At 32.2% G+C, this 24,075-nt stretch carries 9 protein-coding genes; 6 read left to right on the top strand and 3 right to left on the bottom strand.

Annotated features, from left to right (window positions below):
- Nucleotide 1 precedes the first annotated feature (1 nt).
- Complete coding sequence (locus ACTTBK_RS04960) at nt 2-838, top strand: AAA family ATPase (protein WP_440618874.1); 837 nt, start codon at nt 2-4, stop codon at nt 836-838.
- On the opposite strand, the gene ACTTBK_RS04965 is transcribed toward ACTTBK_RS04960, so the two are convergent.
- Nucleotides 835-7,965, bottom strand: a complete 7,131-nt coding sequence (locus ACTTBK_RS04965; protein ID WP_440618875.1) for an autotransporter-associated beta strand repeat-containing protein — start codon at nt 7,963-7,965, stop codon at nt 835-837. The two genes, ACTTBK_RS04960 and ACTTBK_RS04965, sit on opposite strands and share 4 nt — an antisense overlap.
- 113 nt (nt 7,966-8,078) lie before the next feature.
- On the opposite strand from ACTTBK_RS04965, the gene ACTTBK_RS04970 reads away from it, so the two are divergent.
- From ACTTBK_RS04970 to ACTTBK_RS04990, 5 genes are read left to right on the top strand one after another with little or no spacing between them, the layout of a single operon-like run.
- Nucleotides 8,079-9,026: a LysR family transcriptional regulator gene (locus ACTTBK_RS04970; RefSeq protein WP_440618876.1), complete on the top strand. Its 948-nt coding sequence runs from the start codon at nt 8,079-8,081 to the stop codon at nt 9,024-9,026.
- Between the two features lie 17 nt (nt 9,027-9,043).
- On the top strand, nt 9,044-9,595 hold the full coding sequence (locus ACTTBK_RS04975) for an invasion associated locus B family protein (RefSeq protein ID WP_262589719.1): 552 nt from the start codon (nt 9,044-9,046) through the stop codon (nt 9,593-9,595).
- A 54-nt stretch (nt 9,596-9,649) separates the two neighbouring features.
- On the top strand, nt 9,650-11,596 hold the full coding sequence (locus ACTTBK_RS04980) for a CHASE2 domain-containing protein (RefSeq protein ID WP_440618878.1): 1,947 nt from the start codon (nt 9,650-9,652) through the stop codon (nt 11,594-11,596).
- Between the two features lie 8 nt (nt 11,597-11,604).
- Nucleotides 11,605-13,221 (top strand): hypothetical protein, encoded by a 1,617-nt coding sequence (locus ACTTBK_RS04985; RefSeq protein WP_440618881.1) that lies wholly within the window; start codon nt 11,605-11,607, stop codon nt 13,219-13,221.
- Nucleotides 13,218-14,720: a FecR domain-containing protein gene (locus tag ACTTBK_RS04990; protein WP_440618882.1), complete on the top strand. Its 1,503-nt coding sequence runs from the start codon at nt 13,218-13,220 to the stop codon at nt 14,718-14,720. The genes ACTTBK_RS04985 and ACTTBK_RS04990 overlap by 4 nt, the downstream gene beginning before the upstream one ends.
- Before the next feature lie 2 nt (nt 14,721-14,722).
- Here ACTTBK_RS04990 and ACTTBK_RS04995 read toward each other — a convergent pair whose 3' ends face one another.
- A complete protein-coding gene (locus ACTTBK_RS04995; protein ID WP_440618883.1) occupies nt 14,723-20,407 on the bottom strand; it encodes a LamG-like jellyroll fold domain-containing protein in 5,685 nt (1,894 codons plus the stop codon).
- The gene (locus ACTTBK_RS05000; RefSeq protein ID WP_440618885.1) at nt 20,407-24,075 is read right to left on the bottom strand and encodes a PilW family protein; all 3,669 of its coding nucleotides are present in this window, start codon (nt 24,073-24,075) and stop codon (nt 20,407-20,409) included. Before ACTTBK_RS05000 ends, ACTTBK_RS04995 begins: the two co-directional genes overlap by 1 nt.

Raw genomic sequence — 24,075 nt, forward strand, 5'->3', positions numbered from 1 at the left:
AATGAGTGAAGATCTCGAAAAAAACCTGAATGAAATAAAAAGATTACCTGGACTAAAAAAAGTAAAGGAAGAAGTTGAAAACTTATTGGCTTTTCTTCAAAATTCTAAGGATAGAAAAGAACAAGGTTTAGGTGATGCAATGCCACTTACTTACCATTTAATTTTTTCTGGTAATCCAGGAACAGGAAAAACTACAGTGGCTAGAATTTTGGCAAATATTTATAGAGATTTAGGCATTATTGCTGGAGGGAAACTGATAGAAGTAACCAGAAGTGATTTAGTTGTAGCAGAGAAAGGTAAAACAGCAGAAAGAGCAGCAGAAAAGTTTAATCAAGCAATAGACAATGTATTATTTATTGATGAAGCATATACTTTATCAAATAAGAAAGATCCAAATGACAACGGTCAAGAAGCAATTGACGAATTACTGAAGTTTATGGAGGATTACAGGGATAGATTGATAGTTATTGTGGCAGGTTATGAAACTAATATGAAAGAATTTATTTCTTCAAATGCCGGTCTAGCTTCTAGGTTTAAAAGAAATATAATTTTCGAAAATTATAATGACCTAGAATTATACCAGATCTTCTTCAAACTTTGTCGAGACAACAAATATATGATTGCAAATGATGCAAGTGCTTCAATTAAAAATTCATGCAATAAAATTATAGAAATAACTGGTGACCGTTATTCTAATGCAAGAGATTTAAGAAGATTTTTTGAAAATTGTATTCAAATTCAATCAGTAAGATTGAATAAGAAAGAAAATAAAACAAAATTAGATCTAATGATGATTAAAAAAGAAGATATTGAAAATACTATCAATAATTTTTCTTAACTTATAATTCTTGAATTATATCTATAAGTAATAAATCTTCTAATAACTTCATAAAACAGAATAATTAATGCTATGAAAGTTACTATTGGAATGTAACTTAAAATTTTAAGATATCTTGAATATAAAATCTCGATAGCAGATCTTTCGTCCATTTGAATATCGTGCAACCTATTTGCAATTAAATGTATTTTAGGATCTTTTAATTGAGAACATTTATCTAATATTTGATATAATTGTAATTTATCATAGTAATTTATTAGATCCTTTAAATTTTTCTCGACTGCATAACAATTTGCAAACAAATTATTATAAACGTCATCTAAAGTTAAATCTCTTTTGGATGATTTTCTCATTTCATTGTTTAAACTGATATAAATTTCCTCAACTTCCTCTTTTGTTGGATTTTCTTTTAAAACTATTTCAATTTTTTTCTCAAAATTTTTAATTTTTTCTTCAATATCTTTTTTAATATCATTGTTTAAATTTTGATCTGGAAAAGTTGCTATAATTGTTTCGTCTTTTCTTATTTCATTATCGCTAGATATAACTTCATTACTCTGTTCTATATCTTTATCTGATTTCATAGGAGGGTCTGTCTTTAAAACCACTTTAGTTTGTTCTTCATTATCATTTTGATCTTTATCAGATTTTACTGGGACATCTTTTTTTGCAATCACGCTTGGTATTCTACCTTTTGCAAATTCACCAAAGAATTTTCTAAATGTTATTGAAAAAATATTAGAGCTAATGTCTTCTTTTGCATTTTCTAACAAAAATGCATTGGCCATTAGGCTTGTGTTATTCTCTTTATTAAGAAAATTATACCCTACCCCTAAAGAGTAGTAGTCTTCTTTGTCTCTTGGTAAATCGTGGTTAAAAGTAGAGCCAGATGCAAATCTTGCTTTATTTTCTGTCCCTTCAACAAAATAGTCTCTAGATACAAATGCTGCTAATTCCAATTGGCTTAATTTATTATCTTTCTCTGAAAAGTTTTTTGATACTGAAATTCCAACCTCAGGTTTGATGATAAAAAGATCTTCATTATCAACTGACAATGCCAAATCACCACCTGTTTCTTTTGTGTCTCCCTTAAATATATAGCTATAATTTATTTTAGCAGATGGAGATATTTTATAACCATTAAAATCATACTTTGCTATATGCTGAGCTTCTAAATTTAAACCAACATCATAAAAGTCAGATTTATACTTATCATCTACTGAAGTTCCAAATACAGATACATTTCTGTTACTGTTAGTCTTGGAGACGAACGCGCTACCTAATAAATTAAATGCATAATTTTCATCATCTATTTGCTTAAACATTGATGCATGCATTGAATAAATTTCAGCATCTCCATAACTATCATTATAGGTTGTATCAGTTTTTGAAATTCCAATAGAATAACCATCAAAATTTATATCGTCTTTTTTAAATTGTTCTCCAAATAATATTCCTGTCGTATCAGAATTATATCCCGTATAACCTTCACCAATATTATCTCTTTTAGTATTTGTTCCAAAAGTTCTTAAAAATGAAGCACTATCATCTGACTCAAATCTTTCAAAAAATGATTTATTTTTATTATTTTTTATAAAACCTAAAACTGATACATCGCTATAATCGTAGTATTCACTATATCTTTTTTTATCTCCATACAAACCTTGGTCTTGTAATGATGCTAAAGTAAGCTCGTTAGCTGTTGAGGTAAAATTAGTTACAAAGGTTGTGTTTGAAAGAGACGTAGTATTTGCAACAGCTCTATTAAAATAATTATGATTAGTATTTGATTGAATAGATGATGTTGCAATAACAGTTCCTTTTAATTTATCTAATTCAGTATTAACAGAAGAAACTGTTGCGCTATCTAAAACATCTTTAACCTCTTTTAATGTTCCAGTAGTTGCATTGTCAAATACTTTTGCAATATCTTTTGATGATGAAACTGTTGTTGTGCAGTTTATGTTACATGTGCTAGCTGCTTCAGCAATTTGTAAAGAAACAGTTTTTGCCGAAGTATCATAAACAATATCCCAAGTAGCATCATTAAGATTACTCTCATTATTCATTATCTCTGTTGAAAAAGTTCCATTAAATGTTCCACCGCCAGAAGCATCTACAATTGTATGTGTTACGTCTGAGTAAGTGGTATCTTCAGGATATAAAGAAATAGTTCCTGCAAGCACTGTATTTCCATTAATTACAATCTTGTCTGCTGTTGTTGAATTAAATTCTATGTTTGTAGTATCGTCTGCAGATAACGTTAAGTTACCAGTTATAGTAAGAGTGCCTATGCTATTTCCAGGTGCTAAAGTACCTGCAGTAGATGAGAATGTAACATTACGCCCTATAACACCACCTCCACTTAATGTACCTCCTTCTACACTAATATCTCTTGGAATAATGGTATTTGATCCATCACTTGCTGTTCCTACATATAGTGTGCCTGCAGTTAATGTTGTATCTCCGGTGAAAGTATTTGTTCCTGTTAAAGTTAAATCACCTGAACCAGATTTATTTAAATCTCCTGAACCAGATAATGTTCCGGATAAAGTTTGATTATTTGAAGAACTAAAAGTTAGTGTACCAGAATTTGATATGTTACCAGCGTACGATCCACTGTTTAATTGTCCGCTTATATCAATTGTACCCGCTGAAATAGTTGTATTTCCTGAATAAGTATTTGTTCCACTTAAAGTAAGAGTTCCAGAACCAGCTTTTGTTAATCCACCAGATCCTGATATTACACCAGAAACAGTTTTATTGTTTGTGTCACCAGCAGTTAGAACTTGTGAACTTGCTATTTCAATATTTCCAGCTCCTTCTATTGAAGCAACCGTATCACTTGCATCTACGTCATATACTGCACCAGAAGCAACACTTACTGAAGTGCTATCAGATAAAGTACCTGAAACAGTTAAAGTTCCTGAATTAATATTTGTGTTACCTGTATAAGTATTTGTTCCGCTTAAAGTATAAGTACTAGAGCCAGCTTTAGTTAATCCACCAGATCCCGAAATTACTCCAGATAAAGTTTTATCATTACTATCCCCAGCTGTAAGAATTTGACTACTTGCTATTTCAATATTTCCTGCTCCACTTACGGATGCGATGGTATCACTTGCATCAACATCATAAGTGGCACCTGATGCAACTGTTACTGCTGTACTATCTGATAAAGTTCCTGAAACAGTCAATGTTCCTGCATCAATAGTTGTTAAACCTGAAAATGTGTTGTTACCACTTAGAGTTTGGGTTCCAGAGCCAGCTTTTGTTAATCCACCAGAGCCTGATATTACACCAGATAAAGTTTTATTATTTCCATCACCAAAAGTTAAAGTTTGTGAACCAGCAATTTCAATATTTCCGGCTCCACCAATTGAAGCAACTGTATCACTTGCATCCACATCATAAATTGCACCAGAGGCAATTGTTACTCCAGTGCTGTCAGACAATGACCCAGTTACAGATAAGGTTCCTGCATTAATAGTCGTAGCTCCAGAGTAGGTATTTGTACCACTTAAAGTTTGAGTTCCTGATCCCGCTTTAGTTAAACCTCCAGAACCTGATATTACACCTGACAAAGTTTTATCATTACTATCTCCAGCAGTTAATGTTTGAGAACTTGCTATTTCGATATTTCCAGCACCACTCACAGATGCAATGGTATCACTTGAATCAACATCATAAATTGCACCACTTGAAACTGCTACTGCTGTGTTGTTATCAAGAGTTCCTGTTACAGTTAAAGTTCCAGCACTGATGGTAGTAGTACCGTCGTAACCATTTGATCCAGTTAAAGTTAAAGTTCCACTTCCAGATTTAATTAAATTATAAGTGTTAGATCCATCATCAATTGCTGCCATTGATACAGCGCTATCAATACTGGCGGTAGTATTTCCAGTTAGAGTATTGGTTCCTGAAAAAGTAATTGTATTGCTATCTCCACTATTTCCTAAAGTTATTGAACCCTGTAAATTTAAATTCTCATCAATTGTAAAATCACTTGCATCTGATGTATAAAATTTACCTCCAGTCATTGTTATAGCGCCTGTACCAAAAGCATCATTATTTCCATACTGAATGGCACCAGCAGTCACTGTAGTACCTCCGGAATAAGTACTGCTGTTCTCTGCAAAAAATGTACCAGTCGCTGACATTGTCAAAGTTCCAGAATTCAACACTAAACCACCTGATGGTCTTATTGTTCCATCACCACCTGTAATAGTTAAATCATAATTGTTGGCTCCTGCTGTTAAACGACCACCAAATGTTAAATTTCCGTCATCAATATTTATTGTAGTATCAGAACCAAGAGTAGTAGCACTCCCTGATAATGTTATTGTTCCAGAAGTATTTGCAGCTTGTAAAGCACCACCATTACTTACACCATTTCCATTTAATGTTAAGCTCTCATTAGTAATCGTAATTGCATCAGTTATTTTTAAACTTGCACCATCTGCAACAACTGTTCCTCCACTTGATGACCCTAAAGAATACTGATCAGATATTTCTAGAATACCTGCATTTACTGTAATTGTTCCATCATTTTGATTAGCTCCACCCAAGACTAAAGTACCACTTCCAGATTTAGTTAAATTACCAGAATCTGTAATGATACCATCAAAGGTCATTGTATTGGATGATGTTACTTCAATTGTACCATTACCAGTTAACGTAATTCCTTTATTAGCACCTAAAGTAAAATCATTTGTAGCACTTAAAGTTCCACCATTAAAAATTATGTTATCTCCATCTGCGCTGCCAGGAGTTGCTCCTAAATTAGCTGAACTTGAAACACTAATAGTTCCATTTGTAATAGTTGTTGAACCAGAATAAGTATTTGTACCTGAAAGAGTTAAAGTTCCACTACCTGATTTATTTAAAGCACCTGTTCCTGAAATCACACCTGCTAAAGTTTGGTTAGATGATGAGTTTATTGTAAAAGTTCCTGAATTTGCAATTACACCATCATAATTTCCACTTTCTAACTGACCTTGAACGTCTAATGTTCCAGCTGAAATTGTAATATCTCCAGTATTAGTATTTGTTGCACTTAAGGTTAAAGTTCCATCACCTGATTTAGTTAAAGCACCTGAGCCAGTGATTACACCCTGAATATTTGATGTAGTTGATGATGCTGTATTTATTGTTCCAGCACCTGTCATGGTAACCCCTCTATTAGAGTCAAAGGTAACTCCTGAGGTTATTATTAGACCTCCACCATTAAAAATTATATTATCAGCATCAGCAGAACCAGGTGCAGACCCAAGATTATTATCTGCTGAAACGCTTAAGTTTCCAGCGTTAATGGTAGTATTACCGCTATAAGAGTTTGTTCCGCTTAAAGTTAATGTTCCTGTTCCTGACTTAACAACAGAACTTGTTCCTGTGCTATCTGTAATTACACCAGCATAAGTAGTATTAGTATCTTGGTCTATTGTTAGAGTTGTATTTTGTAGATCTATTGAACCTGTAGAAGTACCTGTAAGTGAAGCTATAGTGTCACTTGAGCTCATATTTAGAGTTCCCTGAACATCTAAATTTACTGTATCTGCAAATCCTCCTTCTCCACTAGTAAAATCTGCTGTTGTATATCTGTCAATATCTAAAGTTCCAGTTCCTGTAACTAGATCTAAAAACTGATATTCTCTTGCGTTAGTTCCTTCGGCAAGCAATGTGAAGGTGTTGCTACCTAAATTAATTGCAGTAGTAGCAGAACCATTTGAATTACCAAATATAAACTTATTACTCGCATCTGAATTTAAATTAGGTTTATGCAATACATTTGAGTCTGCAGTTAAAGTTACTGTTCCAGTTAAAGTAGTATTTCTATCATAACTAGATGTTAATGTTGCTGCTGTACCACTGTTAAAATTATTATTCCCAGAACCTGCTAAACTTATGTCCATGCTATAGGTTCTTCCCGAACCTGTCCCTGGATAAAAATTTAAAGAGCCTCCACTTTGAACAGTAATTGAATTTCCTGAAGCAAAAGTATCATTATTTACAGACGCATTAGCTCCATTTGCAACTATAACATCAAAGGAATATGCATCTGAAGTTCCACTGACAAACATCATTTGACCAGCACTTACTGTTACATCTCCTGATAAATCATGAGTATTAGCAGCACCTAAAGCTAAAATACCTGAACCAGTTTTTGTTAAATTATAATTACCCGTTATATCACCATAATAATTTACCCTAGCACCTGAATTAGTTACTTCAATCGTTGCATTATTATTTGCTAAAGTAATACCTCTATTAGCATGTAGAGTAATTGTACCTGTGTTAGAAAATTTTAAAGTTGCATCAACAATTCTAATATTATCAGAAACTAAACTACCAGGTTCACTTCCTAAACCTCTATCAGTTGCAACCTCTAATATTCCTCCATTTAAAACTGTTTGGGATTGAGTGTTTGTTCCAGTTAACTTTAAAGTACCACTTCCAGATTTAACTACATTACCATTACTAACTACTCCAGATATAGTTGAAGTAACTCCACTTGAAGTATCAAATGTTATATTCTGACCTCCAAGATTTACAGCTCCAGATAAAGTATTATTACTATTTGATGTAACAGTATGTTTGCCTCCAGAAATTGAAACATCGCCTGACAAAGTTAAGGCACCATTATTTGTTGCATTACCAATAGTTGTTGATGATGTTATGTTTATATCATTACTAATCGAACGAGATGATGTGTTTGAGGATGATATTCCTCCACCCTCTAAACTAATTGTGTTGTTTGCGCTTCCAAACGATCCATTGTTTCCAATTCCAACCAAACCACCTTCTATGGTGAAAGTATTAGAAATAACATTACCAAAATTTGAACTATTTGCGTTTAAAATTAAAGTTCCATTCCCTTGTTTTGTCAAATCATAGCCGTTACTAAGTATTTCTCCGTTAAGAGTATAAACAGCATTATTTGTAATATTGTAAGTTGTGCTTGCTTTTATATCGCCATCTAAATCAAGATTATTATTTTCTACAGTGTCGGTATTTTCATTTATAGTGTTAGCTAAACTTTTGCCGTTAAATGAAAAAATAAATATCAAAAATAAACAGCAAATAAACTTTTTCAAAAAAAGAAATTTTTCATTTAATTCTAACAACATTTAATTTTTGACTTGCACTAATCCAATAAAGTTATTTTGATGCAACTTATGGTATATAATATTAGTTATATATACAATTTGATTAAATATAAAAAAATTCTATAAATGCGATTATGAGTAATCAAGAGTTCTTAAACCCTAAGTTTTTAAAGTATTTTATAACAGTAGCAGATACGGGGAGTATTTTATCTGCAAGTTCGAGTTTAAATGTTGCTCAACCTTCAATTACAAGATCTGTACAAATTATTGAAAATAGTTTGGGAAAAAAATTATTTATCAGAACTAAAAAAGGAGTCACTCTAACTAAAGAAGGTGAAATTTTTTACATGAATGCAAAATCAATTTTAGCGTTCAATGATAAAGTTATAGAAAATATAAAATCTATAGAATTTGATGATAAAAGTATAAATAAAGATCAAATTACTTTTGGTATTCCAAGTACCCTTACCTATTCCCATAAACAAAATATACTTTGGTTGATTAAAAAAAATAATCCTAAAGTAAGAATAAAAGTTATTGAGAGTGATAGTTTTGAAATGATTAATCTAGTTGAAAAAAATAAAATTGATTTTGCGATAAGTTGTATCAAATTTTCAAATGATAATATTGATAAAGTCAATTTATACGAAGATCCGTTTTGTGTTGCCTTTTATAAGGGGCACCAATTTCAAGATATTAAAGAAGTAAGTATAGATATGGTTCGAAAAGAAAAAAATTATATCTTTAGAAATACTTGCGAATTTTTTTACTATGATTATTTAAAGAATAAAGGTTCCTTCCCAGACTTTAAAGAAATCCAAAAAAATATTAAAAAAAGAAAGCAAGAAAATAATGATAGAGATATTGTTTTTACTGATAGTGACACAACAGCAGCCTCTTGTATTAAAAGTGGTTTAGGGGTCGCAATAATTCCTGAAAGTGTAGCAATTGATCATAAACTTTTATTCACTAGAATAAATAAACCTCAAATGAATAGAGATATTTTATTTATTCAAAATAAAAATAATAAAAAAAATATTAATACAACCAATGAAGCTTTAAAGAATGCTTTATGGTTATAACGACTGGAGATTAAAATATGAGATTATTACTAACTTTTATATTTATATTCGTATTTAATTTAAATTTTACTCATGCAGAACAAAGTGAAGAAAAAGTACCAACTGTTACTACAAAACAGTTTAGAGATTGGACTTTGCGATGTGTTACTGAAAACAAGAAACAAAAATGTGAAATTGTACAATTTTTACAAGTTAAAAATTTAAATCTACAATTTACAGTAGTGTATTCTGAATTTTTAAATAATAAAAATGAGTTAAAGGAATTAATTAATATAATCACACCACTAGGTGTTAATGTTCAAAGACCTGCATCAATAAATTTTCATAAAGGGACTGCAGTTAATTTACCTTTCATAAAATGTGAAGTTGTTGGATGTATAATATCAATTTCAAATGATACTACCGATCCTGCGATAGAGAGTCTTTTTAAACAAATTAAAGAAGCAATGAAAAAATCAATCTACTTTGAAATTTTAGTTGATGGATTTAGAGAAAAGCCATTTTTAATTAAATCTTCATTACAAGGTTTTGAAGATGCACTTACTGAATTTGAAAAACAAAAAAATTAAAAATTTGTGAAAAATTTAAAAAAATACCTTGGGCTTATTTTTCTAGCGCTGTTAGTGCTAATTAAAATCCAGGACAGTAATTTTGTTAAACGAATAGAGAATATCTCATATGATATTTACCAGTCTATTTTTGAGGAAAATAGCGATTTTAATGATGTTTTAATCGTTGATATTGACGAGAAAAGTATAGGTGAAGTAGGCCAATTTCCCTGGAGAAGAGACGTATTTGCCAACCTTGTTGACAAATTAGAGAATTTGGAAGCATCAGTAATTTCTTTCGATATTTTTTTTAGTGAAGAAGACAAACAAAATCCTAGCAAAATATTAGGAGAACTTAATATTTCTAATGAAGGAGTATTAGACTCTGACCAATCCCTAATTACTGCAATTCAAAATTCAAATGTAATACTGCCAGTTTTAGGAGACATTTCTGTTTTTGATAAAATGAATAATTCTAAACCAAAAACAAACTTTATATCAAGAGGAGGTGATGCAGAAAACTACTTATATAATTTTAAAAATAAAATCACTTCACTTGAAGTTATAAATAATGCAGCAAAAGGTATAGGTAACATTTCATATCTTGATAATCAGGATGGTGTCTTGCGGTCATTACCAATTTTACTTAAAATCGATGGAGATATCTGGCCATCACTAAGTTTAGAAACATTAAGATTGTTACATAAAAATAAAAGTATTTTAATTCAATCATCAGAAAGTGGAATAAAAACAATTAGAACCAAGAACTATAGTTTGAATACAGATCCAAATGCAATAGTTCATATCAACTATAAAAAATTTGGTAAAGATAAATACATTTCAGCTGTCGATATTTTAAATGACAAAATTAGTAAAAATATAATTAAAGATAAAATAATTTTAATTGGAAGCTCAGCACAAGGTTTATTTGATTTTGTTAAAATACCTAGTGGAAAAGTTATCCCTGGAGTTGAAACACATGCTCATGCAATTGAAAATATTATAAATAACGACTTTATAATTAAAAACTTAAAAACAGATATTATTGAAATAATTATATTATTAATTTCTTTAATCTTAGTATTAATAATTCCAAAAAAAGTTAATCCAAAACTAAGTATAGTTTTTTTTGTAGGCTTATGTGTATTTCTAATAACTTCTAGCTTAGTCTTTTACCAATTTAATTATTTTATAGATATATTTTACACTACTTTAGGCTCTGCATTTCTATTTTTAGTTACACTGTATTTTAGATATCTCCAGGAAAATGAAATAGCTATTGAAAATGAAAAAAAACAAATAGTTTTAAAAAAAGAAAGAGAAATTGCTGGTGAAGTACAAAAAAAATTATTTCCAAAAGAATTTGAACAAAAAAATATTCTTTACGCAAAGAATGTTCCTGCGCGAGATGTTTCTGGTGATTACTACGATTACATAAAAATATCTGAGGATGAATTTTATTTCACATTAGCAGATGTTTCTGGCAAGGGAGTTAAGGCTGGAATACTAATGGCAAATGCTGCAGCTGTTTTTAGATCGATGGCAAAACTTAATAAAGAAGTATCTACAATTGCAAGATACATTAATAATCAAGTTGCGGACTCATCTTATCAAGGAATGTTTATAACTGCAGTTGTAGGAAAATATAATATTAAAGAAAAAAAAATAGAATACATCAATCTTGGGCATGAACCAATTATGGTTTATGACGAAAATTTTAATTTTGAATATTATAAATCTACACTACCTCCGCTTGGAATTATGGCTATGGATAATGACGATTTTTTTCGGACAAACGAAATAAGCTTAGTAAATAAAAATTTAGTTATCTATACAGATGGTGTTACAGAGGGATACTTAGAGAATAATCAAGAATTAGAGGCAAAAGGTGTAGAAAAGGAAATTAGTGATAATAAATTTAAGTCGCCTGTAGCAATTATTGAGCATTTAAGCGATATTTTAACTAAAAGAAAAGAGCCTTTAAGAGACGACATTACCTGTCTGATCATCTCCGGATTTTAAGAATTGTTATGAGAATACTGATCTTTCTTTTTTTTATATTTATTTCAATCACTAAGGCTCATGCAAATTTAGTTTTAAGTGAAGTTTTAAATAAACCGGAAGATCTTGAACAAGCATTTTTATTTGTAGAGCAAGAAAAAGATCACAAAGTTAATGAAGCAATTTATGCGCTCGAAGTTTTAAAGAAAGTTTACCCAGAAAATTCAGAGATCAAAATAAAACTATTTTATCTTTATGAAAAAACTCAAAACGAGACAGAGTTAAAAAAAATATTAAATGAGTTAAAGGAATTTGAAAACATTCCAAGTTATATTGTAAGTAAAATAAATGAATTAATTGTTTCAGAAAATAAATCTGAGAAAGAAAATTTACAAATATCAAATGATAATTCTAAAGGAATAAAATATTCTGAAATTCTTAACAATCCAACTGATCTTGAATTAAATTTGAGATTTGCAAAGGAGCAAGAAAGTTTAGGAAATTATAAAACTGTTATTGCAACTTTAGAAAGACTATCAGATCTATACTCAGAAAATTTAGATTTAAAATTATATTTGTTGTCAATATCGTTAAAAATAGATTCTAAAGAAAGAACAAAAGCAATTATTGATGAAATAAAACAGAGTGAAAAATTAACAGCTGATATCAGAGAGCAACTTAACTCACTAACCCAAACTTTAGAAAATCAGAAGAAACCTAGAGATGAAAATGACTGGATTAGATATGTAGACTTTGGTGTTAATCTTGCAGAAGAAAACAATGTTAATACTGTTTCAAATTCTAAAACATTGTATATCAGTGATAGTTTAAGTAATTACGCTGCTGATACTATTTACGAAGATTCTTATAGTGACATCTTTATAAGAACAGGAGCTTTTAAAAAACTATCTGATACTTCAAATTTAAGTTTAAGTTTAGGTAAAAATGTAACAAGACAGAATAGAGATAAGAATAAAGAAAATGATCTAGATTCTTTGTTTGTTAATTACAATAAACAATTCAATAAAAATTATATGTCCGCTTTCTTTTCAATGAATAACAATAATTTTGTTAATGATGCTGAAAATGTAATTTATAATGTTACTGTTGAAAACAGATATCTAACTAAACCAAATCAAAATCTGTTAGTATCTTCAAATATGGGTATTACAGATTATAGAACAGATACTACCTTTAGTTCTGCGGATAATAAAAATAATACTTATTATGGACTTGCAACGGGTTATGAATATTTTTTGAGCAATACCAATAATATAAAATTTAAATTAGGTATAAATCAGTATAACGCTAAGCTAGACTCTTATGGATATGAAAATAACTTTTATACTATTTCAAATTCAGGAAAAATTGGATTTTTAAATTATACAATTTCTCATTCAAATAACTCAAATAAATATGATAAATCTGACACTTTCGTAAAAAGCGATACGGTCAGAGATGATGAGATTGTAACAAATAGTGTTACACTTTCTGGAAATTTAGAAGATCTAATAAAGAATAAGTATATAAAGAATGTTTTTTACAATCTTTCTTATTCTGATATAGAGTCGAGCTCAAATATCCTTAACTACGACTATGATAAGGAAATAATTAAATTTGGATTAACAAAAAGGATGATGTTTTGAAGAAAATATTGGCTCTAATTTTAACCCTATTTTTTATCAGTCATTCAGTTGCTGATGAGAAAATTGTAGGTGCAATTACATTATCGATTGGAAAAATTACCAATCAAAAAGGAGAAATTTTAAAAGCTGGAGATAAAATTTTCTTTGGAGATGAAATTATTTCTGATGGAAAATCTAAATCTCAAATAATCTTTTTAGACGAGACCGTTCTTACAATCGGAGAAAAAACATCAATAACAATAGATGAATTTGTTTTTGACCCAAGTACATTGGACGGCAGTTTTTTAGCTACACTTAATGAAGGAAGTGTAAAAGTTTTAAGTGGATTAATTAATCAAAAGAACCCTGAAAAATTAGAAGTTAAAACTGCAGCGGGAACAATAGGTTCAAGAGGTACAGAGTTTCAAACAATTATAGATGAGGAAGATAACGCCCAAGTATTACTAATTGGTCCTGGGGAAGACAACACTTTAGGATTAAGGCCAGGTGCTGTAGAAGTTGCAAATGAACTTGGAAGTGTATTATTAGATACACCTTTTTCATTCACTCAATTATCTTTAAACCAAATTCCAACTCCTCCAGTTGAAATTACACAGGAGCAATTGCAACAATTCCAAAATTTTTTAGATGTTAAAGCAAATCTTGATGTTCAAGAAGTAGAAAGTGCAATTAAAGAAGGTTTGTTTGATGATCAGCAAATAAGTGGAAATGAAATAATAGGTGAAATAGTAACCACTGCTTTGAATTTAAGTGATGGAGGATTAACTTTCGATCAAATAGCTGAAGTGCTAGGTGTTGATGTCGTAGATATTATTGGTGAAGAAGGTCAAGCTGAATTTGAAAACGAGTCTGCAGAAAACCAAATTGCAATGGCAAATGCTGAAGGTGGAGACGGTCTTGCATATATTTTACGTTATGGTGGTACCAATTTAGGAGAAACAAATTATGGAGATTTCCAAGGTATAACTTCAGGGACTTACACTTATACAGGTAACAACATTAACATGGCAGCAACTAAAGGAACTGGTTCTGGGACTTTTAGTGGTGTAACTACAGTTAACTTTGCATCTCAAACAATTAATAATACTTATTCAGGAACATTGTCCTTAGATGGTAATGCAGATGTAGATTTTAGTTATTCTTTTACAACTGATTATTCTAGTGGATCAGCATCTACATCAATGTGGGGAACAAATAATGGAATTTTTAGTATAAATAATTCAAACGGTACTACTGCTACAACCACTAAATCAGGTGAAGCAGGTTTTGATCCACAAATTTTCACTGCTGCGGGAACTTTTGAGGGTGTGAATAGTGGATTTTACTACGCTGATGCTGCAACAGATTTCTTTAATGTTCAAATGAATGGATCTCCAAATCCATCAACTGGTTCAGTTGCAACAATTGCTTTAAATGTTTCTGATTATAATGATGCAGCAACTGATACAGAAAATACTATAGATGGCCAAAGAACTGGTATTATGCCATCAAGAGATTAAAACTATCTATTGTTCCAAGATATAGGTGTAACTGTAACAGCGTTTCTGCTTCCAATAGCTTTTACAACTCCAATTTCTTGATTCAATGTAGTATCTCCATACACTAGCTTAATTTTAATTTTTCTATTTCCTGGAGTAAAGTCGCTAGTATCAGTACTTTGATAGTAAACTTTTTGAAGCTCGTCTCGCCATTGTTGAATGGTTGCAACTTCACCAGAAGGTGACGTAATTTTTAATGGTGAATTACTAGAAGCTACAAAATCAGCTGTTTTAGACCACCCTGTAGATAATGCTAAATCACCAGTGGTATCAACTTTAACAGAGTCCTCATCGCTTATAAAAATACTATTATCACTTCCATCATTGTAAAAAGAAATTTCAGCTCTTTCAGGACCTAATAGTACATTAATGTCATTATCATCTTCTTCAATATCTGCACCAGTAAAATCTCCTACACTTCCTCCATATCTAATGATGAACCCTTCAACATCGGAGCTAGCCATACCACCTCTAGTCATAATTCCAGTTGTAGATGCAGAACTAGTTTGTTGGAAAACAAGATAATCATTTGTATTAGCAGCTGGATGAGAGCTAATCCAGTTTGCAGCAGTAAAAGGTCCTACTCTAACACTAGCCTGACTAGACCTCGTAGAAGTTACACCGCAACTTGCTTCATTTTCTAAATTATCTCTAATGTCGTCTGCGTCATCCAAATCAATATCTAATCTTAATCTCCAAAACTCTTTGTCCTTCCAAGGTCCAGATGAATATCTCCAAAATCCAGATCTAAAAATTCCACCCTGACATTCATCTGTTCCATTGACCCAAACTTGTTTATCATCAGTTACACCAAGCTCTTCAATTGCATCTAGATCCGCGGATGTTGTAACATTAGCTAAATAACCTTGAATACCACAAAGGTTTTGGTAACTCGCTTGAAAATTTGCTTGATTGTAACTTAACTCAGTATCTTTTAACTGATAATAATGTTCAGCGTTACTTGGCTTTTGAATATCTCCTAACAATACTTCTATTTCTCTTGTTCCATCAGCAGATGCATTGTGTTCAAAATACATAGATTTAATTAAATCAACATAATTTTTACAAGTTGCATCTCCAGATAAAGTAACCTCGCTAGTTTCATTTCCTGTAGCAGTTAAATTAACTGCATTAAGTTCCTCTGAGCCTACTACAAGCTTGTCACCAGTTTCAGCTCCTGATTTTATTTTCACAATGGCTTTTGTTACTCTCCTATCAAAAAGTTTAATTACTCTTTTTGTAGCTATTCTAATATTAGGATCTTCATCATTTTCCATACCCCCATATTCTAAAACTAATCCTCTTATTGAATAATTAAAGTTATTTGAGTAACTTGCACTCCAATTGTGTAAATCATTCCATGTGAGCTCATCATCGTCATCGAAATGAGTTCCTAATAAATGAATACCATGTTCTGTTTGTGCAACATTATTAGGTTCTCCAGTTCCATTCCAATTTCTAAATGGCATACCATCAACAAACACTTCACCAATTTGTTGACCTTGAGGATCATTAGAACCAGCTGTAACACCTCTTTCCCAGGTTCCATTGTTAGCAGAAGGTGTTCCAGAAGCTGTTCGTGTTGGAGCAAAAGCCAAACCTCTTCCATTCCATAACATACCTTCAGGGCCAGTCATCCATCTCCATACAGGGCATTCTGTGCTCGTTACCGTATCATCAACGTTTGTAAACGAATCTGTAAAATATCTTTTTGTATTATTGCCTGTAATTGCTGCATTTGAAGACAAAGCTATTTTAGGATCTTTATAAAACAATGTTAAACCAGACTGAGATTGGGGGTTTGCATTTGATGCAGTTAGTGATGAAGATCCTTTTCTATAAAATTCATTCTGATACCCTTCCAGTAACCACATTTGAGCTGAACTTGCTGTATAATTAGACCAAGAAGTAGAATTTATATTATTTCTCGTATCTAAATCGACAAGTCTGAATGTTGTGTTGGAAACAACTCTAACTCTATAAAATCCAGTAACTAGTTGTGTCATACCATCAACATTCATCTGATTAGTGGTGCTAATATCTGCAATCTTAATGATATCATCACTGGTAAGACCATGTGTCGAACTTGTTGTAATTAATGCCGGATTAGCTTTTGATATTGATGTAATTGTTCTTGCTGTTGTTGTTTGATATTTTTCAACTATGTTTCTAACATATCTTGTACTAGCACCATAAGTTTGGCCATTTCTATAAAACGGTATATTTTCAAAATCTCGTAAAGCTTGAAAATCAGCTGTTGCTTGGGCTCTATTAGATCTTTGTAGGAAACCACCACATTTATTTAAATTAGCTACAGTATTTGCGTTATCCGACATAGCTAATCCACCCATCCATCCATTACCAACTGCTTTAGTTGTAATGATATCATTTTCAGACTCACTTGTTATAGTTGCGAGGTATCCACTTTTTCCAAAATAATCTAATTGTCTTGATAAAGAGAAAGCTTCATTCATTCTTCTATTTTTATTATTGTATAGGTTTTGACTTGAATTAGCGGTTCCATCTGGTCTAGCAGGAAACTCATAAAATTCGTAGAAGTGATTATATCCATCTCTATGCTCTTCAACATGAAGAGGACCTAAAGAAAATAAAATTGTTCTTTCTCCAAGTGAGGCTGTAGTAGTTTCAGCATCTTCACCTTCTGTGCCGTCTGAACCATCTGTTCCTTCATAAGCATAAGGGTTTGCTCCTTCTTCTGCATCTACTTCTTTTGAATTGTAATATTTTATAGACTCAAATGCTTGTGTCCAAACATCTACATCTGCACAAGGTGCGTCAGACTCATCACCTTCATACATAGTCCAATTATGAGGATTATAAATAGTAGGAGTTTGAGTTAAATCTAAAGAAGAACCACCAGTTATTGTACCACCTGAAGTATTTTTCCAAACTCTATTGTTAAACCAAACAAAATCATTGGCTGAATAAGTTGATGTTGAGCTCCAATCATTTGGTTTACCAGAATGAACCATAGTAAGAACTCCTGTATAGGCATTCCAACCTGGATAATCATCAGTCGTATCATGGTCTACAGAAGATGAAGAAGTGTCACCTGTTATTGCTGATGGATAATCTTCAGCATCAGTATCAAGTTTTAAATAATCTTCAATTACGTCTGGGTTGGTATCTGCATCAAGATCTAGTAAGTCTCCGTCAGTGTTTCCATCAACTGGAGCTACATATGTGTCTGCCTCTATAGTGGCTCTTGCGACACAAAAATTATGGCCACTAATATCTATTTCATCTGCATCATCAGTGTCACCATCTTGGTTAATATCATGCTCTAAGCTAAAATGATCAAAACCTCCATATTCAACAACATAACCAGTAATACAATCTAGTCCTCCAGAACTACAATTTGGAATTCTTCTTAAATCATTCCAACCCCCGTTGGTTCTATCGCTTCTATTTATTTCCATATCAGCATATGGCTCTGCTGAATTATTGGGTTCACCACTTTGCCAGTTTGTATAGGAAACACTCATTCCCATTAAAGGTCCTGACTCTGATTGCATATTGGCTGCATTCGAGGTTGGATTTCTCCAATCTGAGTTTGATAGCCAAATATAGTGTTGATCACTAGATTGATCTAATCTTGTTCCATAGTAATTTTCTCTGGTTTCTCCAGCAGCAACATGAAAAGGGGTAACCCCAGTACAGCCAGACTGTGTGCTGCTATTGCACATTACAGCATCTTTAATAAATTCATTTTCTTCAGCACTTTCTATAGAAACTAAATATCCTCGCATACCTCCACAAGTAGATTGCTCAGCTCTTCTTTTTGCTTCCCACCAGTCAATCGAGTCACCATTATAACCCAGATCAGAAGTTACATTTGGTGCAGTTGAAAAATATTTATAATAATGGCCATAACTATTATCACCTGAATTTGATGTAAATTGTACACCGTCACAATCGCTACCCAAAACCTCAGACCAATCATCTTCAATAAAATCGTCACCAGCTGATTTTCCATCATCTTTTTCTAGGAAATACAATTTATCTTCAAATTCTGCACAGTCTCCTTCGGAGTATGATGAGGCGGCACTGAAATCTGTAAATGAATTAGAGTTACTACATTGCTCCATAGACCTTTTAAAAACATAAAAGTTTGTATTGGTATTATCCTTGGTTTGAATTTTAATATCTCCAGTCACTCCTTCTTGAGCAATATAGTTATTTAAAGGTGTTATTAATGGAGTACCTTCTTGACCAGTTAAATCATTTAGGTCTTCTTCTGTGAGTGCAATTTTACCATCTCCTACATCTCCTTTTTGAACTGGGGCTGAAACAATTAATTCAAGAGGAACGATTTGTTCTTGAGGTCCTTTTCCACATGATAAAATTTTGTAGTAAACAACATCTTCTCCAGGTGGAACATTGATCGACGGTGCATCGTCTGTTGTTGAAGTAACTGGATATTTAACAATTTCTGTTTTCCATAAAGTTCCTTTATTTCCAATACCATAAATCGTTGCATCATTTTTTCTATCAGCTGCTCTTGAGGTATTAAAATCTTTAGCAGTATTACCTGATCCTTCATTAAACTTATAATATGAAACTAATCCTGGTTCAGAACCTGTTAATCTTCTTCTATTATTGTTTGCAATGTCAGTGCCTGATCTTGATACATTCCATATTCTCATTTCAGCGATATTACCAAGCCAAGGAACACTTTGAATTATTGGATCTCCAGTCAAATAACTACTAGGATTAAAGCCAGCCAAACCTTCTCCGATTGCTAACGGCCAAAAATCTCCTTCAGGTAATGTCTCAGGAGGATTAGTATAACCAGATTTAGGTCTAGCTCCTATATCTGCATTATATGTTCCACTTAAAGTTCCATTTTGGTAAATTCTTACATTACCGGTATCAGTACTCCCCGGTGTACCTCCATCCCATACCCATGCAATGTGAACCCACTCATCCTTAACAGGAGATCCAATATCTCCTTGGTCATCCAAAACAACTTCTCCAAGTCTTGGAGACCACTCATCATTTTTAACTTTAAATACTAAATCCCAAGTTCTACCCCATTCAAAAGCATGCATGTCATAAGTAGATCCTGGCTGTTTATTTTGTATCCACATTTCAATTGTAAATTGATCGTTTGGAAAATCTTTAAAGTTTTCAACAAGCGCAAAAGATCTGTCTGTGTAAGTAGTATCTTTTTCAGTATTATTTTTTGAGCCTTCTGCTGAGAAATAAATAGATCGAACTACATCTGCATGCCTTTGAACAAAAACCTCATAAGACATGTCCTCAAATTTTGGATCATCTGTTCCAAGATTTGCATTTATTCTTTTTGCATAATAAACATCTTCACTAGAATTGGTAAAACCATGCCTATTAAGACATTTATTATCTGAGTCAGCGACATTAAGGGTATTCTGAATATCAACTAGAGTAAAACTATTTGAATTTAGCTGATCAGTGATCCATTTCTGACCTTCTTGTAATCCCGTTTCCGCAGCAAGATTTACTTGTTGCATAACTGAATTTCTTGAAACACTTTTTAAATCATTGTCATAATAAAAAAACATAGCTCCCGTCATAATTGACAATGCTGAGACGACAGCAATTACAAATACAAGGACAAAACCTTTTTCGTTTTTTTGTTTTTTCATTATGAGTCGCTCCAAAGTTGCTGTCTATCAATGTAACTATGAGTTTCCTTACATCTATTTGACAACATTCCAATAACAACATCTTCTCCATCAACTGTTACTGTTTTTTCAGCTATTTTTACAGATGGTTGTACTGACCTTTCGGGATATTCAAATGTAATTACAGCCTCATCCAAGCTAGTAGTTAGTGGGACTGTCTGTCTCCTAAATACCTTCTCACCTTCTTTTCCTTGAATATAACCCTCAATGGTCATTGCTGCTTTTGTTTTATAAACAGTGATATTTTCCATTGCTGTTTCTGAGCAATCAACTCTATCTACATATACTTTTTCTGTAGTAGTTAATTGGTTTCCTCTTAAATCTGTAGCAACAATTCTTATAGAGAAATATTTTTTATTTGAAGGTAAATTAGACCATCTAATGTCACTATCATCATTTAAAACTAAATAAAATTTATCATCTTTTTGGTCAATTCTAAATCTAGTTCCATGATCTACATCTTTATCAGCATCATCATTTGGAACCTCTCCAAGATTAAATCTTACAAAATCATGTGTATCAGGTTCTTGAGTACTAGTAGTATAAATCTCACCTACTATTAGATCTTTGTTATCATCCTCAGCAATATCAAAGTTATTATTATCTGTGATGGCTGTTCCATCTGCTTCCTTAAACGATACCCCTGTAGGTGTAGTGTTTCCAATATTAAAACCAATATAAACTTTTTTTATGTCTGAAATTCTATTATTAGAGGTATCTTCTGATTGAACTGCGTAATAAAAAGAATCTTCTTTTGGTGTACCATCATTAAAACCAACTGCATAAGCTTGATATCTGAAAGAACCATCGGCAAAAACATAAATAGTATTTCCTGCGGTAGTTGTTACTGTTGCCCTAGCACCACTGTAAGAGTCCTTATCTTGGGTATCATACATTTCTCCTATATTTGGAAGTTCTGTATTATTAGCCCAAACTGCTGTGGTTGCCCTCCACTCTCCACTCAATCTGCAATTCATAGATCTATCAGAACCATCTACACTTTGAGTTTTAATTGAACCTGTTTCATTTGTTCCTCTACCACCGATTTGTGCACAGTTAGCTGATGAATTTGACTGCACTAAAACTTCTATGTGTTCTCCAAAGGGATCATAAGATTTACTTAGCAAACCATATATTCTGTTTACTGTAAAATAGTCTTCGTCCATGTAATAATATAAATTTTGCGCTTTAGGCATTGGTTTATTTCCATCAGTTTTGTCAGGGATAAACCTTGGTAGTCTTGCAATTTGAATATTAGAATACCTATTGTCAGGTTGTGAAAAAGAAACTATTGCAACAGAACCCTTTTGAAATCTTTTAAACCCTTCTGTTTTTAATTCTTCGGTATCATCATCTCCGCTTGGCAAACTAATAGAAGTTGGTGTTGTATCTTCATTATAAGGCCAAGCAGACAAAGTATGATCAAATAAATCTCCGTCACTATCAAATCTATAATCAAATGCTGTGAACCTTTGACTGTTGCTGTTAGCTACATGTGGTTTGTTATCTATGTTAGCTCTAAATTTATTTGGATGGTATGTCAGAGTAATGGTATTTTTAACTCCAGTATTTTTTCCGTGTCCACATCCCCATTTATGAGTTGCACCAGGATTGTAACTGATTCTTGAAAATGAACTCCCTCTATTATTACAGTTCCTAGAACCAGTATTTGCTGGTCTGGTACTATCAGTTCTCATGAAAAGTCTATTGTATCCATTCTCATTAAAATCAGACATTTTTGATGAATTGGGAGTAGACCATCCCGTTAACCTGTTCATATCAGCATGTGATAGATAGGATCCTTCGTTATAACCACAATTTCTAGTGTGATCGAACTCATAACCTTTGAAATGATGTAGATGGATAGCAGATCTATTACCTTGTGCCCCCCACCAAGACCATAAATACATGTCATAAACAAGATCTGCTGGCTCACCCCACCATTCATTTTTTTCAGAAGCAGATAAACTATCCCATTCTGTTTTATCACTACTTCGTAATGAGTTTCTTAATTTAGATGCACTAAATCCAGATGTGCCATTTAAACTTTCATAATCAATTCCAGCGCAAGCTCTAATTCTACCATCTGGCCAAGTTTTTTGAACTACGCTAGGTCTTTGATATCCTGCTGCAAATCCTAACATGTCGTCATCCATCCACGCACTCATATCATGATTACAATCTGGATAACCGCCAGAGCAAATCATTCCTTTTAAAACAAAAGAGTCATATTCCTCGGTAGATGCTAAAAAAGAAGGAGAAGCTAAATTTTGCTGTATATAAAATGATCTTCCATCATCTGTTAAATCATAATTAGGACCTCCATTATAACTTGATGTTCCTTTTCTCTCATAATTTGCATCTCCATAAGTAAAACCTTTTGCTTCCCAAGTATGCAAATTTACATCAGAAAATTGAGGTGCATCATACTTCATTACTCTCACCTTATAATCTTTGTACGCCTCATTTTGATCTTCCCAAGGTTGACTATCACAACTTGTATCCAAATCTGCTTTTAACCTAATCGTAAAATCTTGATAACCGTCAGAGTTAAAAGTGTAATTTGTATCTAAATTATCTAAAGTGCCCTCAAGAGTTAATGATCCATCCCATTCACCATCATCAGCAGAATTATTATTATTTAAATCATCATATCCAGATGTTACGGTAAGACCTGGAGGTAAATTGGCGGCAACTGTGGTTGTAACCAACTTTAATCTCATTTCGTCATGGCTAACACTTGGTATTCCAGTTATTGCGGGTGGTTTTTCTGAATTAAAAACTATAGCATCGTGTGTCCTAGTAAGACTTGTCCCTCCAACTGTTTCACCTTGATGAAGTATGATAATATCATCAGAGGTTGTAAAGTTTGCAAGCTGAATATCTCTAGTAAGATTATTTGCACACTGAACTTTTAAACTACCGGTAAAAGGTATAACAGCTGTCCTATTTTCATGAAGATCTTCTTCATCATAAACATAATAAGTTTTTCCACCAAAGTTTAAATTTCTCATGTAAGCAGAAGCTGTATATTTTTCTGTTACTTTTTCATCTTTAGAGACAAGAGTGATTTCAAAATCAATATGCTTACTTCTAATTCTAATTCCAATTTCATCAAAAAACTGGGCAACAGGCATCCAGTCTGCATCGACTGTTGTATTGACAGTATCATCTTCGTCACAATTTGTTGTGTTCCAAACTTTTTTCTTTAATACAGTTTTATCAGTAATAGGAGAGTATGGAGCTTTTAACTCGTACTTAATTAATTTTCTTTGAATATTTCCACTATTATCCTCGGTATCAAAACAAAATGATACAATTTCTCCAAACTCAGTATCATCTGCAACTTCTGTACCATCTGTATTTAAAACCTTTACCGGCACTTGAACTTCACCATCGGTACTATCAGGATGTTTATAACCAGCCATCTTGCTATCGTGTTGTAATACATGTAGTGCAAATCTAGCCTCCTGTTTCATATTATTGTGATTGATTTGTCTGACAAATGTACCCTGAAAATTATTATAAATTGTGTAAGTTGCTCCCATTACGATTGTTGAAACAACCACAGCAACTAAAGCTTCGGTAAGAGATAATCCTTTTTGAGTAATAAAATTTTTTAAATTCAT

This window comes from Candidatus Pelagibacter sp. HIMB1493 (genome assembly GCF_052047995.1).
GTDB lineage: Bacteria > Pseudomonadota > Alphaproteobacteria > Pelagibacterales > Pelagibacteraceae > Pelagibacter.